16 protein-coding genes are annotated in these 16,912 nt (G+C 43.7%); 10 read left to right on the plus strand and 6 right to left on the minus strand.

The features are described 5' to 3' along the window. The first annotated feature begins 57 nt into the window (after positions 1 to 57). Together AC5WJX_RS09885 and AC5WJX_RS09890 are read left to right on the plus strand one after the other, a co-directional pair. Positions 58 to 1,686 (plus strand): sodium/sugar symporter, encoded by a 1,629-nt coding sequence (locus tag AC5WJX_RS09885; RefSeq protein ID WP_494484374.1) that lies wholly within the window; start codon positions 58 to 60, stop codon positions 1,684 to 1,686. Between the two features lie 27 nt (positions 1,687 to 1,713). Further along, positions 1,714 to 2,577 carry an inositol oxygenase family protein gene (locus AC5WJX_RS09890; protein ID WP_494484375.1) on the plus strand — a complete coding sequence of 288 codons (864 nt, stop codon included), beginning with the start codon at positions 1,714 to 1,716 and terminating at the stop codon, positions 2,575 to 2,577. A 376-nt stretch (positions 2,578 to 2,953) separates the two neighbouring features. Here the strand turns inward: AC5WJX_RS09890 and AC5WJX_RS09895 are convergent, their stop codons facing one another. The 4 genes from AC5WJX_RS09895 to AC5WJX_RS09910 form a co-directional block, all read right to left on the minus strand. Next, positions 2,954 to 3,127 carry a hypothetical protein gene (locus tag AC5WJX_RS09895; RefSeq protein ID WP_494484376.1) on the minus strand — a complete coding sequence of 58 codons (174 nt, stop codon included), beginning with the start codon at positions 3,125 to 3,127 and terminating at the stop codon, positions 2,954 to 2,956. 206 nt (positions 3,128 to 3,333) lie between these two features. Continuing rightward, the gene (map, locus tag AC5WJX_RS09900; protein ID WP_494484377.1) at positions 3,334 to 4,137 is read right to left on the minus strand and encodes a type I methionyl aminopeptidase; all 804 of its coding nucleotides are present in this window, start codon (positions 4,135 to 4,137) and stop codon (positions 3,334 to 3,336) included. A 48-nt stretch (positions 4,138 to 4,185) separates the two neighbouring features. After that, complete coding sequence (locus tag AC5WJX_RS09905) at positions 4,186 to 5,070, minus strand: hemolysin family protein (RefSeq protein ID WP_494484378.1); 885 nt, start codon at positions 5,068 to 5,070, stop codon at positions 4,186 to 4,188. After that, the gene (locus AC5WJX_RS09910; protein WP_494484379.1) at positions 5,067 to 5,225 is read right to left on the minus strand and encodes a CNNM domain-containing protein; all 159 of its coding nucleotides are present in this window, start codon (positions 5,223 to 5,225) and stop codon (positions 5,067 to 5,069) included. Before AC5WJX_RS09910 ends, AC5WJX_RS09905 begins: the two co-directional genes overlap by 4 nt. A 402-nt stretch (positions 5,226 to 5,627) precedes the next feature. Here AC5WJX_RS09910 and AC5WJX_RS09915 point away from each other — a divergent pair, with 402 nt between their 5' ends. The 8 genes from AC5WJX_RS09915 to AC5WJX_RS09950 all read left to right on the plus strand — a co-directional run bounded on the left by AC5WJX_RS09915 (position 5,628) and on the right by AC5WJX_RS09950 (position 13,434). Continuing rightward, entirely contained in the window at positions 5,628 to 6,506 is an 879-nt protein-coding gene (locus tag AC5WJX_RS09915) for a cell division protein FtsX (protein ID WP_494484380.1), read from the plus strand. Further along, positions 6,506 to 6,730 carry a DUF3098 domain-containing protein gene (locus AC5WJX_RS09920; RefSeq protein WP_494484381.1) on the plus strand — a complete coding sequence of 75 codons (225 nt, stop codon included), beginning with the start codon at positions 6,506 to 6,508 and terminating at the stop codon, positions 6,728 to 6,730. The genes AC5WJX_RS09915 and AC5WJX_RS09920 overlap by 1 nt, the downstream gene beginning before the upstream one ends. Positions 6,731 to 6,739: 9 nt before the next feature. Next, on the plus strand, positions 6,740 to 7,534 hold the full coding sequence (locus tag AC5WJX_RS09925) for an undecaprenyl-diphosphate phosphatase (protein ID WP_494484382.1): 795 nt from the start codon (positions 6,740 to 6,742) through the stop codon (positions 7,532 to 7,534). After that, the gene (gene truB / locus AC5WJX_RS09930; protein WP_494484383.1) at positions 7,534 to 8,262 is read left to right on the plus strand and encodes a tRNA pseudouridine(55) synthase TruB; all 729 of its coding nucleotides are present in this window, start codon (positions 7,534 to 7,536) and stop codon (positions 8,260 to 8,262) included. Before AC5WJX_RS09925 ends, truB begins: the two co-directional genes overlap by 1 nt. A gap of 2 nt (positions 8,263 to 8,264) precedes the next feature. Continuing rightward, positions 8,265 to 9,128 carry a YitT family protein gene (locus tag AC5WJX_RS09935; RefSeq protein ID WP_494484384.1) on the plus strand — a complete coding sequence of 288 codons (864 nt, stop codon included), beginning with the start codon at positions 8,265 to 8,267 and terminating at the stop codon, positions 9,126 to 9,128. A gap of 10 nt (positions 9,129 to 9,138) precedes the next feature. Further along, positions 9,139 to 10,071, plus strand: a complete 933-nt coding sequence (locus tag AC5WJX_RS09940; RefSeq protein ID WP_494484385.1) for a bifunctional riboflavin kinase/FAD synthetase — start codon at positions 9,139 to 9,141, stop codon at positions 10,069 to 10,071. 76 nt (positions 10,072 to 10,147) lie between these two features. Then, positions 10,148 to 12,367: a cation:proton antiporter domain-containing protein gene (locus tag AC5WJX_RS09945; protein ID WP_494484386.1), complete on the plus strand. Its 2,220-nt coding sequence runs from the start codon at positions 10,148 to 10,150 to the stop codon at positions 12,365 to 12,367. Between the two features lie 26 nt (positions 12,368 to 12,393). Next, complete coding sequence (locus AC5WJX_RS09950) at positions 12,394 to 13,434, plus strand: DUF2157 domain-containing protein (RefSeq protein WP_494484387.1); 1,041 nt, start codon at positions 12,394 to 12,396, stop codon at positions 13,432 to 13,434. On the opposite strand, the gene AC5WJX_RS09955 is transcribed toward AC5WJX_RS09950, so the two are convergent. Continuing rightward, positions 13,435 to 14,058 (minus strand): LysE family transporter, encoded by a 624-nt coding sequence (locus AC5WJX_RS09955; protein WP_494484388.1) that lies wholly within the window; start codon positions 14,056 to 14,058, stop codon positions 13,435 to 13,437. A 14-nt stretch (positions 14,059 to 14,072) separates the two neighbouring features. After that, entirely contained in the window at positions 14,073 to 16,874 is a 2,802-nt protein-coding gene (gene uvrA / locus AC5WJX_RS09960) for an excinuclease ABC subunit UvrA (RefSeq protein WP_494484389.1), read from the minus strand. Positions 16,875 to 16,912: the final 38 nt, after the last annotated feature.

Consider the following 16,912-nt stretch of genomic DNA (forward strand, 5'->3'; position numbering starts at 1 on the left):
TCAGAATTTTAAAAAGAATTATTATCAAATTGAATCAACCAAATTTCTAGCCGGCACATGAATCACCTTTCCGTTTACGACTACGTCATCTTTTTAATCTACTTTATTGTAATTCTAAGTTATGGATACTGGGTTTATCAGCGAAAAAAGCAAACACGAACGGACACCAAGGATTACTTTCTGGCTGAAGGTTCCCTAACCTGGTGGGCAATTGGTGCCTCAATTATCGCGTCAAACATTTCCGCAGAGCATTTCATTGGCATGGCGGGTTCGGGATTTGCTATGGGACTTGCCATTGCAAGCTATGAGTGGATGGCTGCTGCCACGTTGATCATTGTAGCTGTTTTCTTCCTCCCCATCTACGTCAAGAACCATATCTATACCATGCCGCAGTTCCTGTCGGGACGTTATAACAACACCGTAAGCACACTCATGGCCGTATTCTGGTTGCTGGTATACGTCTTTGTGAATCTGACCTCCATTTTCTTTCTTGGTGCACTGGCAATAGAGACTATTACAGGTATCCCCTTTTATGTTTGTGTAATAGCTCTGGCTATTTTCTCTGCAATCATTACACTTGGTGGCATGAAAGTGATTGGCTACACCGACGTGATCCAAGTGTTGGTGTTGGTGCTTGGAGGACTGGTCACCTGTTATATGGCACTGCAACTTGTCTCTGACAAGGTAAACGGCAACGGCATCATTGACGCACTTGGGGTGCTGCGGGTTGAAGCGGATGATCATTTCCACATGATCTTCTCCAAAGGGCACAAATATTATGATGATCTGCCGGGTATTGCAGTTCTTGCCGGTGGTCTTTGGATCAACAATCTAAATTACTGGGGATGTAACCAGTATATCGTTCAACGTGCACTTGGTGCCGATCTGAAAACCGGACGTGCGGGATTGCTTTTTGCCGCATTTCTAAAATTGCTGATCCCGGTTATTGTTGTAATCCCAGGCATCGCCGTATTCGTGCTTTTCCAGCAAGGTTATTTTCAAACGGAAATGGTGGACGCTAATGGTACGGTGAAGCCAGATCATGCTTACCCAGTATTGATGAACCTATTGCCGGTAGGCATAAAAGGATTGGCCTTTGCGGCGCTCACCGCAGCAATTGTCGCCTCCCTGGCCGGCAAGTGTAACAGCATTGCAACCATCTTTACCTTAGATATTTACAAGAAATTCATCAATCCTGAAGCCACGGAAAGCAAAATGGTGAGCATTGGCAGATGGGCCGTAATCATTTCCTCATTGATTGCCATTATTGTGGCACCTGCATTGCGGAGTTTTGATCAGGTTTATCAATTTATACAGGAGTATGTTGGATTTATATCTCCTGGCGTATTTGCGATATTCCTTTTAGGGTTCTTCTGGAAGAGAACAACCTCCAGGGCAGCACTCACCGCAGCGTTACTCACCATTCCATTATCTGTACTGTTCAAGTTTCTGCCCACCCTTACCGGCGGTGCAGTTGAGCCGATTCCATTTTTAAACCGGATGTCCTGGGTGTTCTGCATTATTCTTATCTTAATGTATCTGATCACTGTTTCAGATCCCGAGAGTAAGAACAATCCGAAAGGACTTGAAATCAATAAAGAAATGTTCAGGGTAACGCCTGGCTTTATCGTCGCCTCTGTTGTGATATGTGGTATTCTGGCGGCACTATATACGGTTTTCTGGTAACTAGATATCAACTAAAACAACTTAATTATGAAACAGCTAAGCGAAAAAGAAAAGTCACCACTATCGAGTCTTGATGTATGGGAAGACGATGTTGTCGCAAGATACCCCGAACCTGCGAAGACAAAGTCTGAGTTTAGAAGTTATGACAGCGAGTCGGACAATCCGATTCGGGAATTCTACCGGCTTAACCACACCTATCAGACCTACGATAATGTCTTAGCTAAAAAAGCGAAGTTTTTGAAGTTCGAACAAATGGAGATGCCTTGGTGGTCGGCCATGGAGTACCTGAATACACTGGTTGATGATTCAGATCCGGATACCTCATTGGATCAGCTGCAACACCTGCTGCAAACGGCAGAAGCGATCAGAGCGGATGGTCACCCGGATTGGTTTGTATTAACGGGCTTCATTCATGACCTGGGTAAGGTGCTCTGCTTGTTTGGTGAACCACAGTGGAACGTTGTGGGTGATTCCTTTCCAGTAGGTTGTAAGTTTTCTGACAAGATCGTGTTTCCAGAGTTCTTCGAGGCCAATCCTGATTCCCATGATGGAAGGTTCAACACGAAGTTGGGCGTTTATTCCGAACACTGCGGTTTGGATCAGGTACATATGTCCTGGGGCCACGATGAGTACATGTATCACCTCACCAAAGACTATCTTCCCGAAGAAGCCTTGTATATGATCAGGTATCACTCGTTCTATTCACAGCACCGGGAACATGCCTATGATCACCTGCTTAACGCGCATGACCACGAAATGTTTAAATGGGTGGATAAATTCAATCCTTATGACCTTTATTCGAAAAGTCCAAAGGCGCCGGTGCTTTCGGAATTGAAGCCTTACTACGAGGATTTGATTGCGAAATATTTGCCGCCAACCGTGAAGTTTTAAGTTAAGAAAATGAAGTTATAGATAGCGCAGAAACTGCCCTATCTATAACTTAGCATTTAAGTTAAGCTGCATTTAGCTATTTCTTAGCTTTTTGATTTTCTCAAGCTCAATCACATCGATCTGATCTTTCGGCCTATTTACGACCTTTTTATTCAGGATAAGCTGATTGATATGGAGGAAAGGAACCTGTATTCCTTCAAAGTCTGCAATAGAGGCACAGTTAAGACAATCTTGAAAAATATATTATTCAAGACCTTTCATGGTAGTCATAACGTCTAATTCCTGGTGGCAAATCCGCCCACCATTATATACTGCACATCATTACTGTTTAGCAAGCTCCAAAAGCGTAACAATGCTTCATCCATAATATCCATATTTATTTATGGATGATTTTAGCCCTCTTTAGTGTAGCATTGGTACGAAGCATTTTTGTAAATAATATCAATTTTTCGATGTCAGGCCTAAAAACATCTCTTTTTAGACGCTCAATATCATCAGTATGGGAGATAATATCAGCCTCAAACTTGCTTAACACCACTTCCTTTTTCATAACAATGTTTCCTTGTTTTAGACAGCAATTTACGCATTTTGATAACCATTGCGAGAGGTATATGTTCTTAACGATTCAAATCTGCTTTGCTGAAGACGTTTATTAGCATCTAACTTCGATTCCACTTCCCATCAATACTAAGATAACATTTCCTACAAAAAAGCCCCGCATCGCTGCAGGGCTTCCAAAAAATAAATAAAACCTAACTAATAGTAACTGCTGTTCAAATTCACATTCTGCTTTTCTGCAGCCTCAATTCTTGTAAAATCTGAAAGTATAATTGGTGTGCCTTTTTTAACACATACATTATGTTCAAAATGTGCGGCTGCCAGGCCGTCCTCAGTGGATACGGTCCAGCCATCTTCTAGGGTATAAATATCTGGGCTCCCTAATGAAATCATCGGCTCAATTGCCAGAACCATATTTTCCTGCAGTTTTTTACCAGTACCTCTTCTGCCATAATTTGGCACCTGAGGATCCTCATGCATCTGGCGACCAACACCATGACCTACAAATTCCTTGATCACGCCATAGCCATGCTGACCATGCGTGTATTGCTCGATCGCATACGCAATATCACCAATTCGATTTCCGGTTACGGCCTGCTTAATGCCTAAATACAATGACTCTTTGGTCACCTTTATAAGTTGCAGAATCTCGGGTGTGGTTTCACCAACGATGAAAGTATAGGCATGATCTCCATGAAAACCGTTTTTGGAAATCACCGTATCGATGGTAATAACATCACCATCTTTAATCACGTAACTACCAGGGAAGCCATGTACAACTTGTTCATTCACGGAAATACATAAAGCATAAGGAAATCCGTGGTAGCCTTTACAAGATGGTAAACCTCCATTATCCCGTATAAAGGTCTCGCCAAGTGTATTCAAAGAAAGCGTTGTAATACCCGGTTTAATTGCTTTGGCAACCTCTGCGATGGTGGAACTTACCAGCAAACAACTTTCCCGCTGTATCTCTACTTCTTCATTCGTCTTATATAAACTCATTCAATCTAAACTTTCTGCAAAGATACGAAGGTCGGGAATCTCCAATGTTTATGCAAGGTCAAGTTCTGTAACAGCAACCTTGTCAATACGCACACCATCCATATCTAAGATCTCAAACTTCAGGTTCTTAACCCTGACGATATCACCGGCATGAGGCATGGACTTGAGATGATAGATCATAAATCCCGAAATTGTGGTATACTGTCCAATGTTTTCCTCAATCACTTCGCTGGAGAAGAACTTGTTTATTTCGAGAATGGTAGTACGCCCATTGATCAGGTGGCTGCCATCTTCCCGTTTGGTTATGTGCTCTTCCTGAATTTCATCTTCATCCGGTAAATCCCCTACGATGGCTTCGATTAAGTCATGCAACGTAATTATTCCACGCACACTACCATATTCGTCAACAACGACCCCCATATACTGCTTCTTGCCTTTGAAAAGGTTCAATATTTTAAAAGCTGGCGTATTCTGGATCACGTAAATCGGCCTTAACAAGATTTGACTGATATGAAAATCGGGACGATTATAGTTCTCCAATAAGTCTTTAATGGAGACCACACCCTTCAAATTGTCGAGCGTACCCTCGCCTACCGGGAATTTCGAATGTGCACTTTTGGTAAATTTGGCTAAAATCAAATCCTTCGACCAATTATAATCTATCCATTCCACCTCTGAACTGTGGGTCATCATTGACTTTGCCGTTTGGTCAGTAAAGGAAAAAAGATTCTGCATGGCCTGACTTTCCTCTGTTTCAAGCACGCCCTGAGTACCGGCGGTTTTCAACATAAATCTTAATTCATCCTCACTCACGCGCTCACCTTCGGTTTCTTTAATCCCGGTTATTTTTAGAATCAATTTTGTGGAAATCGACAGTAGTTTCACAAAAGGAAAGGTGATGGAAGTAAAAACTTTGATAATTGGTACAATCACCAATGCAATACCTCCCGATTATTCATGGCAATAGTTTTTGGTACCAACTCCCCAACCACAATGGTAAAGTAAGTAATACCGCCAATCACAATAACGAGCGAGATCGTGTCTACATAGTTCGACGGCAGTCCCCAGCCCGAAAGTAGTCTAATCATATCATCCGTAAGCGCTGCCTCTTGATGTTTTTATCAAATGTAACCATTTGTATTCAATGTGAATCTATGAGCGATCTCGATCAGTTTGGTCGAAGTGCTAAGGCTGTTTTAAGATTGCGGAATTGGATACCCGGAAACAAGGATTATCAAGGCGTTAACAAGGGGTTGACAGGGGGTTGACAAGGCCTTGACAAGGCTAAAGCTTTGTTAACCCCTTGTCAACCCCCTGTTAGTGGTCCGTATACCACAACTGGCATGTTAAGAAATGTTAATATTGACCTCCCACTATGTTACTACACTGAGTTTTTGCGTTTAAGCAATTTTAAAAACAAGCATTAAAGGGATATAATTTACTTTACTACCTTATATTTTTTTATTTTCGCAAAACATAAATAGAATTACATGGAAGAATTTGAAGTAAGCGATGCTTCTAAGAAGACTAAAACCATTTACATATCCACCATATTTAGTATTGCCTTGGTTCTGGTTATGCTGGGTATGCTTGGCCTGATCCTGGTTCACGCCAAAAACCTTTCTAATTACGTGAAAGAGAACATTGTGCTTAACATCATTGTAGATGAGGGTGCAAAGGAATCTGATGTGCTTCAGCTGCAGAAAGAACTGGATGCGAATGTTGCCATCAAACAGACCCAATATGTGAATAAGGAACTTGCCGCTAAAAATTTAACGGATGATCTTGGTGAGGATTTCGTAAACTTCCTTGGTTATAACCCATTGCTTTCTACGGTAGACGTGTATTTAAAGGCTGATTACGCCAACAATAAAAGTATTGAAACACTGAAAACGCAGCTGGCGAAAAATCCAGTGGTGAAAGAAGTGATCTATCAGAGTTCATTGATCGACATGGTCAACCAGAATATCAATACCATTAGCTTGATTATCCTTGCATTTGCGGGTATTCTGTTGCTGATCTCTATCGCCTTGATCAACAATACCATCAGATTGGCCATCTACTCTCAACGTTTTCTGATTAAGAGTATGCAGCTGGTTGGTGCAACCAGAAACTTCATCCGCAAGCCTTTCATTCTGATCGCAGCATTGCACGGTTTAATTGCTGCATTAATCGCGATCATCATCTTGCTTGGTTTCTTATTCTATGCACAAAGGGAAATTCCTGAGATCGTGATCCTGAGAAACTACACCGAATTCGGTATTGTGTTGCTGTTCCTGGTGGGTGTAGGCATCTTCATCACCGCTATTAGCACGCATTTTGCTGTTACCAGATACTTACGTTTAAAAATTTACGATCTATATAGATAATGTTAGAAAGAAAAACTCCTCCTGTACATCAGGATACCAACAATGAAATGGTTTTCACCAAAAAGAACTACCAGTTACTGATCATCAGCATGCTGATCGTTGTTTTTGGATTTATCCTGATGATTGGCGACACTGACATCTACGATGTACGTAAGACATTGATCGCGCCAATGGTTGTTTTGTTTGGTTTTGGTTTTGGCGTTTACGCTATTTTAAAGAAATAAGCGTAATACATGACCTATCTACAAGCACTGATCCTTGCAATTATCGAAGGGTTAACCGAGTTTTTGCCCGTTTCTTCCACAGGACACATGGTTATCGCCAGCTCAATCATGGGTATTGGTGAAGATGATTTTGTTAAACTATTTGAAGTCGCCATTCAGCTTGGCGCAATCCTGGCCGTAGTGGCCCTTTACTGGAAAAAGTTTATCGACTTCAGCAAATGGCAGTTTTATTTGAAATTGCTCATCGCTGTGATTCCGGCTTTATTCTTTGGATTTATATTGAACGACTTTATCGATAACACCTTAGGTAACCCGATCTTTATCGCGGTTGTACTGTTGGTAGGTGGCGTGATATTGCTGTTCATTGATAAGTTCTTTAAAAATCCTACCATTTATGATGAGCAGGAAATGAGTAATCTTACCGCATTCAAGATTGGATGTTTCCAGGTACTTGCAGTTGTTTTTCCAGGATTAAGCCGCAGTGCAGCGACCATTATCGGCGGTATGCAACAGAAGCTAACCAGAAATGCCGCAGCAGAGTTCTCGTTTTTCCTTGCAGTTCCAACGATGTGCGCTGCCACGGGATATAAGCTCCTTAAAGGTTACGAGCTTCTGAATGCCGAGAACGTTAAGCTTCTGCTTTTTGGAAACGTGGTTGGTTTTATTGTTGCAATTATTGCAATCAGATCATTTATCGGTTACTTATCCAAACATGGATTTCGTATTTTTGGCTGGTATAGAATTGCAGTCGGACTAATCATTCTCGGATTGTACTTCGCCAATGTACCACTCGTAGTCGCATAATGTCTGAAATTATAGAAATGCCGGTTCCGGCAACAACATTCCCGGAGTTTAACTTCGCTGAAGGGGAACTTTTACTCATCAACAAGCCATACAAATGGACCAGCTTTGATGTTGTAGGAAAGTTAAGGAACTCCTTCAAACCGCTTAAACTTAAAGTGGGCCATGCTGGAACGCTTGATCCGCTCGCTACCGGATTGCTGATCATCTGTACCGGTAAACTCACCAAACAGATCGACACCTTCCAGGCGCAGGAAAAGGAATACACGGGAACCATGATCCTTGGCGCCTCTACCCCGTCCTTTGATATGGAGACGGAGGTAGACCAGGAATATCCTACTGATCATATCACGGAAGCGCAAATTCATGCAGCAACTGCGGCCTTTATTGGCGATATCCAGCAATATCCACCTGCACACTCTGCGGTGAAAGTAAATGGAGAACGCCTTTATGTTAAAGCCCGGCTTGGTGAAAAAACCGAGTTGCGGTTAAGAAATGTGACCGTATCAGCGTTTGAGATCACGAGAATTGCCTTGCCCGAGGTCGATTTTCGCATCGTTTGTAGCAAAGGCACTTATATACGTTCCCTGGTATCTGACTTTGGTGCAGCTTTGAACAGCGGCGCTTATCTTTCAAAACTTACCCGGACCCGCAGCGGCGATTTTTTGCTTGAAAATGCTTTCGAGGTTCAGGAACTTGTAACCCATATCCGTAGTTTAAAACAAGCATAACGATGGCCGATCGTGCAGAAAACAAATATCTTCACCTTTTTAAGGAGATATTGTTCATTGGAGCCGGTGTAACTTCGGCTTGTTTTGGGCTGAAAAGCTTTCTGATGCCAAACGGTTTTATTGATGGCGGCGTAACTGGTATTTCGCTGTTGATCACTAAACTGACCAGATTGGAGCTTTACTACTTGATCGTAATCATTAACATTCCTTTCGTGATCCTGGGTTTCCGTCAGATCGGGAAAACCTTTGCCGTAAAGACTTCTATAGCTATCGTCCTGCTGTCGTTGATGCTTGCCGTAGTACCTTTTGAACCCATTACGCATGATAAATTATTAATCGCGTTTTTTGGTGGACTATTCCTCGGTGGAGGTATTGGCCTGGCCATGCGCGGTGGTTGCGTTATCGATGGAACCGAGGTGCTCGCCTTATATATCAGCAGAAATAGTGTACTTACGGTCGGGAATATCATTCTGATCTTGAACATCCTCATCTTCTGCGTTGCTGCAATTCTTGTGAACATTGAAACAGCATTGTATGCCATTCTTACCTATTTGTCAGCTTCAAATACTGTAGACTATATCGTAAACGGCATTGAACAATACACCGGTGTAACCATCATTTCTGACAAGAATGAAGAAATAAAAGCTTTCATTATCAATGACATGAAACGCGGCGTAACGATATACAAAGGTGAAGGTGGTTATGGGATTAAAAAAGACATTGACATTTTATATACAATTGTCACGAAAATTGAGATGAGCAAACTACAGACCGCCATCAGACAGATTGATGGGGATGCTTTTGTGGTTCAGCAACAGATTGCAGACCTCAAAGGTGGTGTAGTGAAGAAACATGCCTTACATTAACGATCAAGCTTTGAAAATATACCATCATTTATCGGATTTCAAAAAACTGGACAACGCTGTTGCAGCGATAGGAACTTTTGACGGCGTTCATTTTGGCCACCGTAAGATCATCAGCCGTTTGGTGGAAACTGCCAGGGCAACTGGTGGAGAGACGGTAATATTAACCTTTTTTCCGCATCCGCGCTTGATCCTGGATCCGGAAAATCAGGATTTGAAGATGATCAATACCATTAATGAAAAGGCTGCCATTTTAGAAGAACTTGGCGTCGATCACCTGATCATCACCCCTTTCACCAGGGATTTCTCCAACCTTAGCCCCGATGAGTACATTAATAATGTTCTGGTCGGCACGATAGGTATCAAACACATTATCGTGGGTTATGACCATCGCTTTGGGAAGGACCGGAAAGGTGGTATGCAACATCTTATTGCTGCCGGCAAGATCAGAGGTTTTGATGTGGAAGAGATTGCGGAACAAGATATCCATGACGTAGCAGTATCCTCTACCCAGATCCGCAAGGCGCTGTTATGTGGCGATGTTGCTTTGGCGGCAACCTTCCTCGGTTACCACTTTAGTATCCGTGGCCGCGTGATTAAAGGCGACAAGATTGGCCGCACCATTGGCTTCCCAACAGCAAACATTTTTGTAGAGGAAACCTATAAACTCATCCCTTCTGATGGGATCTATGCCGTTACTGTGACATTGAATGAAGGCAGCTTCAAAGGCATGGCTTATATCGGTCAGCGTCCAACCATCAATGGTATGACGCGAAACATTGAAGTCAACATTTTTGACTTCAATCAGGAGATCTACGGGCAGGATATCACCATGACCTTTATGGAATTTCTACGCCATGACGTGAAGTTTACCGGTCTCGAGGCATTGAAACATCAGCTACAACAAGACAAAGAAGATACGCTTAGCTTTTTCAACAAATTGTAGAATTAACGTTCCGAAGCCCGATTTCGGGTCAAAAAAGCTTGCTTTTTGCTTATATTAGGCCAAACCGCATTCTTTTATGAGCCATCTCCCTGTATTAATTATAGATCTTGCTTTAATCCTTGCTGCTGCTGGAGTAACAACACTGCTCTTTAAGAAAATTAAGCAGCCGTTGGTTTTAGGCTACATTCTGGCGGGATTACTCGTTGGTCCACACATCAAATTTGTGCCGACTGTTACCGACAATGAAAGCATTCACATCTGGGCAGAAATTGGTGTAATCTTCCTTTTGTTTAGCCTCGGTCTGGAATTCAGTTTTAAAAAGCTGGTCAAGGTTGGCGGCTCCGCTTCCGTTACTGCAGTGGTAGAAGTGGTGTCCATGCTGTTAATTGGCTTCGCTGCGGGGATCGCTATGGGTTGGTCTACCATGGACAGCATATTTCTCGGCGGCATTTTATCGGTGTCATCCACTACGATCATTATCCGTGCATTTGAAGAGCTCAATGTAAAACATAAGAAATTTGCCGGACTGGTGTTTGGGGTGCTCATTGTGGAAGATCTCGTGGCGATTTTACTTTTGGTATTGCTATCCACCCTTGCAGTGAGTCAGCAGTTTGCCGGTGTGGAAATGTTAACATCCATCCTGAAGTTGTGCTTTTTCCTCGTGCTTTGGTTCATTGCCGGTATTTTCCTGATTCCGACCTTCCTGAAGAAAACCAGGAAGCTGATGAACGATGAAACGATGCTCATTGTAGCGATTGCCTTGTGTTTATTAATGGTACTGCTGGCAGTAAAAGTTGGCTTCTCTGCAGCACTTGGCGCCTTTATTATGGGCTCCATTCTGGCAGAAACCACACAGGCAGAACATATTGAACATCTTACCAAATCTGTTAAGGACCTCTTTGCCGCAATATTCTTTGTTTCTGTAGGTATGCTGATCGATCCGAGCATCCTGATTGATTATACGGTACCAATTCTGATCATTACACTGGCAACCGTATTTGGAAAATTCCTAAGCTCTGGTCTTGGTGCCTTGATCTCTGGGCAGCCGCTGAAAACAGCGGTTCAGACGGGGATGAGTCTGGCACAGATCGGAGAGTTCTCCTTTATTATCGCAACACTTGGTTTATCGCTCAAAGTAACCAGCGACTTTCTATATCCGATCGCTGTTGCGGTCTCTGCCATTACAACTTTTACCACCCCCTACCTGATCAAAGCGTCGGAACCCTTTTACAATTTTCTGGAGCGTACGCTACCTAAGAAATGGGTGGCAGGTATTCAACGATACAGCAGTTCTACCGCTGGGATCACCACGCTGAGCGACTGGAAAATTCTTTTACGTGCCTATACCACAAATACCGTTATACATTCCGTCATTCTGATTGCACTTGTTTTCTTTGGATCAAAGTATATTCAGCCTTTTATCACGGAGCATATAATCAACGGTGACCGTGGCATCATCATCAGTTTGATCCTGACCTTGATTTTGATGGCCCCATTTGTCTGGGCACTTTCCATCAGAAGGATGCAGCGTAATGCATATTCACATCTTTGGTTAAACAAGAAGTATACACGCGGGCCGCTGATTGCACTCGAAGTGCTGCGAATAGGCCTGGGCACTTTCTTTGTAGCCTTTTTGATCTTCCAGTTCTACGACACCTTTGTGGCAACTTTGATTGCAATGGCAATTATCATCGCAGGAATATTCGTGTTTTCAAGAAAACTACAAAGCTTTTACGATCGACTGGAAAACCGGTTCCTCGGCAATTTAAATGCCCGCCAGGCACAACATGCACCAGAAATTCTTCCTTGGGATACCCACCTCACCGAACTTGTGGTATCGCCGGATTCGGTGTTGGTTGGCCAAACACTGGTGGACCTTGCCGTGCGTGAAAAGTACGGGATCAACATTGCCTTGATTGAAAGGGGGAAACGAATGATTCCGACGCCAAGCCGGGATGAACGCCTTTATCCACATGATAAAGTGCTCATCATCGGCAGTGACGATCAACTGGCAACGGTAAAACCCTTGTTTGAGGGTCAGGGTGACGCGAATGAGGCCTATGATTTTCCTAAAAATGAAATGACCCTGCAGAAGGTTGTCATCAACAGCCAGTCTCCAATCTATAAACAAAGCATCAGGGACTCCGGTATTCGGGAGAAATCGCAGGGCTTGGTTGTCGGAATTGAAAGAAAGGGTATTCGCATACTGAACCCGGATTCCAATCTCGTATTTGAAAATGAAGACATTGTGTGGATTGTAGGAAATCACAAAAAGATTCCCGAGCTCCTGAGATAAATTTACCACCGAAAACACCTTTTAGAATGAAAATAGACCAGGAGAAAAGTGACTTCCTTGACGAAATGCTTGACCATTGGAAGGCTGAACGACTGCTCAGTGAGGATGACGTAAGGCGTTTAAAGAACAGCTATGAAACCAAGTCCTTCGACTGGCGACGTTTGGCGCAATACTCCTTCTGGATTGCCATGGCTTGCGGGGTGATCTCCCTGGGTGCCCTACTGATCGACAAAGACATCCTGACCTATCTGGAAAAACTTTATGATACCCCTGATATTCTAATTAGCCTGCTTTCGGCTGCAGCTGCTGGCGTATTATATTACTACAGTTTTAAGCGAAAAAAGACCCATACCTCGCAAGTATTTAGTAACGATGCCATGGTATTCTCTGCTGTAATGCTTACCGCAAATGCCATAGCTTACCTCGGGAAAAGTATTGGGAAGGGAGATGCAAATTATCCGCTGCTCATCTTGTTTTCCGTGTTCGTTTATGGCTGTCTGGCATTTGTTTTTCGTTCGCGCCTGATCTGGATCTTTGTACTAATATCGCTCGGTGCCTGGTATGGTACGGAAACGGGGTATCTCTCCCGCTGGGATATGTATTTCATCGGTATGAACTACCCCTTGCGCTTCGTCGTATTCGGTTTTGTGCTCACTGCGGCTGCGCTGTTGTTGCGCAAAGTGAAAGCCTTTACTTTTTTCCAGCCCGCTACCTATATCTGTGGCATGATCTATCTGTTTGTTTCCCTTTGGCTGCTTTCCGTGTTCGGCAATTATGGCGATCTGGACGAATGGGCGGCTGTGCGACAATTGGATATGTTCTACTGGGCAATCATCTCCGCAGCAGTATGTGCGGTTAGCATCTTTGTGGGGCTTAAGTACCGCGATGATATCGCACGTGAGTTTGGGATAACCTTCCTGTTTTTAAATCTTTATACCAGGTATTTCGAATATTTCTGGGACAGCTGGCATAAGGCCTTGTTCTTTTGTGTACTTGCCGCTTCCTTTTGGGTAATTGGACGCAGGGCAGAAAAGATATGGAACCTGGAGTTCCTTAAAAACAAGTAATTAGGACTTAATGATCTGTTCGTAAACAACCTTGATCAAGTGATAGGCAGAAAGTGCAAAGAACAAGATGGCAATGCTTTTATTGATGACATAGCTGCTCAGGGTAAACTTCTCCTGGATGTATTTCGCAAATCTGGCAAAACCATATAAGACAAGACCTGCGCCTATTCCAGAACCAATACTGAAGGTGGTAAGAGAAAGCGTACCGGTGTCAATCCATTCATGAGAGATCAGATAGGTTCCCAGAAATAACCAGTAAGGTACTTGCATTGGGTTCAGGATACCTAATAGAATGCCGTAACGCACACTGTCCTTCTTAGAGGTATCTGTTTTCGGCATCTCTTTTCTGGAGCGCCAGGTAATTGCGCCAAGCACCAGAAATACAACGATCATGGCAATGTCTATGATGCGGTCGAGCTCCACACTGGTTGCAAACCACTCCACAAAGCGCATGATCACGAAGGTAAACAGCATTTCGACCAAAGAGAAGGAGATGATGAAATAGTACGCTTGTTTTAACCCTTTGTTGAGTGTGATCTGCGCAGCAGTGAGGTTGATGTTACCCGGAGGAATGTAGCCCACCGCATTGCAGATTATTCCCAGTAAAAGCGTTAAAACAAGCATGGCCGAAGATACAATTATTTCAAATGCTCGGCTAAATACTTACCTGTATAGGATCCTTTCTGTTTGATCAGATCCTCTGGTGTTCCTTCAAAAACAAGCTTTCCGCCCTGATCACCACCTTCCGGACCAATGTCGATCACCCAATCTGCTGATTTGATCATGTCCATATTATGCTCAATGACCAGGATGGTGTTACCCTGTTCGATCAGGGTGTTTAGTGCCACGAGCAGTTTCTTGATGTCATGGAAATGAAGCCCTGTTGTCGGCTCATCAAAGATGAACATGGTCTTGCTGGCGTTATTTCCCTTGATTAAAAACGATGCCAGCTTGATACGCTGTGCTTCACCCCCGGAAAGGGTATTAGAGGACTGCCCCAGGTGTACATAGCCTAAGCCCACATCTACGAGTGGCTGCAGTTTGCTGATGATCTTGGGCTCGTTTTTGAAAAACTCCAAGGCTTCATCTATCGTGAAGTCAAGGATATCGGCCACGTTTTTATCCTGATAAGTTATATCAAGTACCTGCTGTTTAAAGCGCCTTCCGCCACAAGCCTCACAAGGCAGGAAGATATCGGCCATAAACTGCATTTCTATCTTCACCTCGCCCTCTCCAAGACATACATCACAGCGGCCACCTTCTACGTTAAAGGAATAAGCGGCAGGTTTTAGCCCTGCGGCTTTCGACGCGGGTAGTGCCGCGAATAAAGATCTGATGTCGTCCCAGGCTTTTACGTAGGTTACCGGATTTGATCTGGATGACCTGCCGATCGGATTCTGGTCTACCAGCTCTACCTGACTTACCAGGTCTGTGTTACCGAAAATGCCGTCATACGCACCGGTTTGCTCCCCGGCATAATTGCCGATGGCCTTTTGCAATGCGGGGTATAGAATCTTTTTAACCAAGCTGGTTTTTCCCGAACCGGATACACCACTTACCACGGTGAAGATGCCCAACGGGAATTTTACATCGATGTTCTTAAGGTTGTTCTCTCTTGCGCCTTTGATCAGGATATGGTCCTGCCATTTGCGCCGCATGGTTGGTATCGCTATACGCTCTGCACCGGAAAGATATTTACCGGTGAGGCTCTTTTTGTCTTTGATGATCTGGCTGTAGGTACCGCTGAAAACCAGGTTTCCACCGTGTGTACCGGCTTCCGGACCAATATCAATGATGTGATCTGCAGCTTTCATCATCTCCTCTTCGTGTTCCACAACCAGCACGGTGTTGCCGACATTTCGGAGGGATAACAGGACCTCGATAAGTTTATTGGTGTCTCTTGGATGCAGTCCGATACTTGGCTCATCCAGCACGTAGATGGAACCGACCAGACTACTACCCAGGGAAGTTGCCAGATTAATGCGCTGCGACTCCCCTCCCGAAAGGGTGTTTGATAAGCGGTTCAGGGTTAGGTAACCCAAGCCGACATTGTTCAGGTACAGAATACGGTTTACAATTTCTGACAAGATGCGTTTGGAAATCTTTTTATCGGTTTCCGATAGTTCAAGTTTATCAAAAAAGGACTGTATGGTTGACAAAGGCATTAAAACCACGTCAAGGATCGACTTACCGCCTATTTTCACGTAGGAAGCATCCTTTCTTAAGCGGGTACCTTTACAATCCGGGCATACTGTTTTTCCGCGGTAACGGGAAAGCATTACGCGGTACTGAATCTTGTAGGTGTGTGATTCCAGTTCCTTGAAAAAAGCATCAAGACCTTCGAAGTACTTATTTCCGGTCCAGAGCAGCTGCTGCTGTTTTTCCGTAAGCTCACTATATGAACGGTGGATCGGGAAATTGAATTTATCCGCATGCTGAATCAGCTTGTTCAGCCACTCGCGCATCTTCTCGCCTCTCCATGGCGCTATGGCGTTATCGTACACGCTTTTACTTTTATCGGGGATGACAAGGTCTTCATCAATACCGATAACATTGCCGTAACCCTCGCATCTTTTACAAGCGCCGTAAGGGTTATTGAAGCTGAAGAAGTTTGGTGTCGGTTCTTCGAAGCGGATACCGTCCAGCTCAAAGCGATCGCAAAAGTGGTTTACCTTTTGTTCGTGCTCTACAAAGCAGTCGCCTTTACCTTCGAAAAAAGCCGTTTGCACAGAATCTGCGATTCTACTTAGCGTTTCTTCATCATCGTTCACCACGATACGGTCGATTAGGATCTTTATCGTTTCTGAATCCTTGAGTTCAGCATCTTTGAAGCTTTCATCTTCTAAAATGGCCTCGATCTTAAATAACTTGTCGTTCAGGTACACCCTTAAAAAACCTTTTTGCAGCAACACTGCCAACTCTTCTTTGATAGAACGGTTGTTATGTGGATGCAGTGGGCAGAAAACAGTTGCTACCGCATCATTGCCAAGACTGGTGATGAAGTCTACCACTGTTGATACAGTATCTTTTCTCACGATTTCGCCTGACTCCGGGGAGTAGGTTTTTCCGATTCTGGAGAAAAGCAGTTTAAGGTAATCGTATATTTCCGTGGAAGTACCAACCGTTGAACGTGGGTTGGAAGTGATTACTTTCTGTTCTATGGCGATGGCAGGTGCAATACCTTTGATGTAGTCGACATCGGGTTTATTCATCCGGCCCATAAATTGGCGGGCATAAGATGAAAGGCTTTCGACGTACCGGCGCTGCCCTTCGGCATAGAGGGTGTCGAATGCCAGTGATGATTTTCCAGATCCAGACATACCGGTTATCACAACAAGCTTGTTCTTAGGGATGGCAACATCTATGTTTTTGAGGTTGTGCACCCTGGCTCCTTTGATGATAATATTTCTCTGTGGATCTTTCTCTAGTTCTTTACTCATTTATCTGTCCTGGATTCTTGCAAATATAACCCAATTAA

It is taken from the genome of Pedobacter sp. NEAU-ZC8 (genome assembly GCF_059278965.1).

Excerpts from the sequence above, each read along its gene's own strand:
- AC5WJX_RS09885 (WP_494484374.1), top strand. The coding sequence starts at position 58 with ATGAATCACCTTTCCGTTTACGACTACGTCATCTTTTTAATCTACTTT.
- AC5WJX_RS09890 (WP_494484375.1), top strand. The coding sequence starts at position 1,714 with ATGAAACAGCTAAGCGAAAAAGAAAAGTCACCACTATCGAGTCTTGAT.
- AC5WJX_RS09895 (WP_494484376.1), bottom strand. The coding sequence starts at position 3,127 with ATGAAAAAGGAAGTGGTGTTAAGCAAGTTTGAGGCTGATATTATCTCC.
- map (WP_494484377.1), bottom strand. The coding sequence starts at position 4,137 with ATGAGTTTATATAAGACGAATGAAGAAGTAGAGATACAGCGGGAAAGT.
- AC5WJX_RS09910 (WP_494484379.1), bottom strand. The coding sequence starts at position 5,225 with ATGATTAGACTACTTTCGGGCTGGGGACTGCCGTCGAACTATGTAGAC.
- AC5WJX_RS09915 (WP_494484380.1), top strand. The coding sequence starts at position 5,628 with ATGGAAGAATTTGAAGTAAGCGATGCTTCTAAGAAGACTAAAACCATT.
- AC5WJX_RS09920 (WP_494484381.1), top strand. The coding sequence starts at position 6,506 with ATGTTAGAAAGAAAAACTCCTCCTGTACATCAGGATACCAACAATGAA.
- AC5WJX_RS09925 (WP_494484382.1), top strand. The coding sequence starts at position 6,740 with ATGACCTATCTACAAGCACTGATCCTTGCAATTATCGAAGGGTTAACC.
- truB (WP_494484383.1), top strand. The coding sequence starts at position 7,534 with ATGTCTGAAATTATAGAAATGCCGGTTCCGGCAACAACATTCCCGGAG.
- AC5WJX_RS09935 (WP_494484384.1), top strand. The coding sequence starts at position 8,265 with ATGGCCGATCGTGCAGAAAACAAATATCTTCACCTTTTTAAGGAGATA.
- AC5WJX_RS09945 (WP_494484386.1), top strand. The coding sequence starts at position 10,148 with ATGAGCCATCTCCCTGTATTAATTATAGATCTTGCTTTAATCCTTGCT.
- AC5WJX_RS09950 (WP_494484387.1), top strand. The coding sequence starts at position 12,394 with ATGAAAATAGACCAGGAGAAAAGTGACTTCCTTGACGAAATGCTTGAC.
- AC5WJX_RS09955 (WP_494484388.1), bottom strand. The coding sequence starts at position 14,058 with ATGCTTGTTTTAACGCTTTTACTGGGAATAATCTGCAATGCGGTGGGC.
- uvrA (WP_494484389.1), bottom strand. The coding sequence starts at position 16,874 with ATGAGTAAAGAACTAGAGAAAGATCCACAGAGAAATATTATCATCAAA.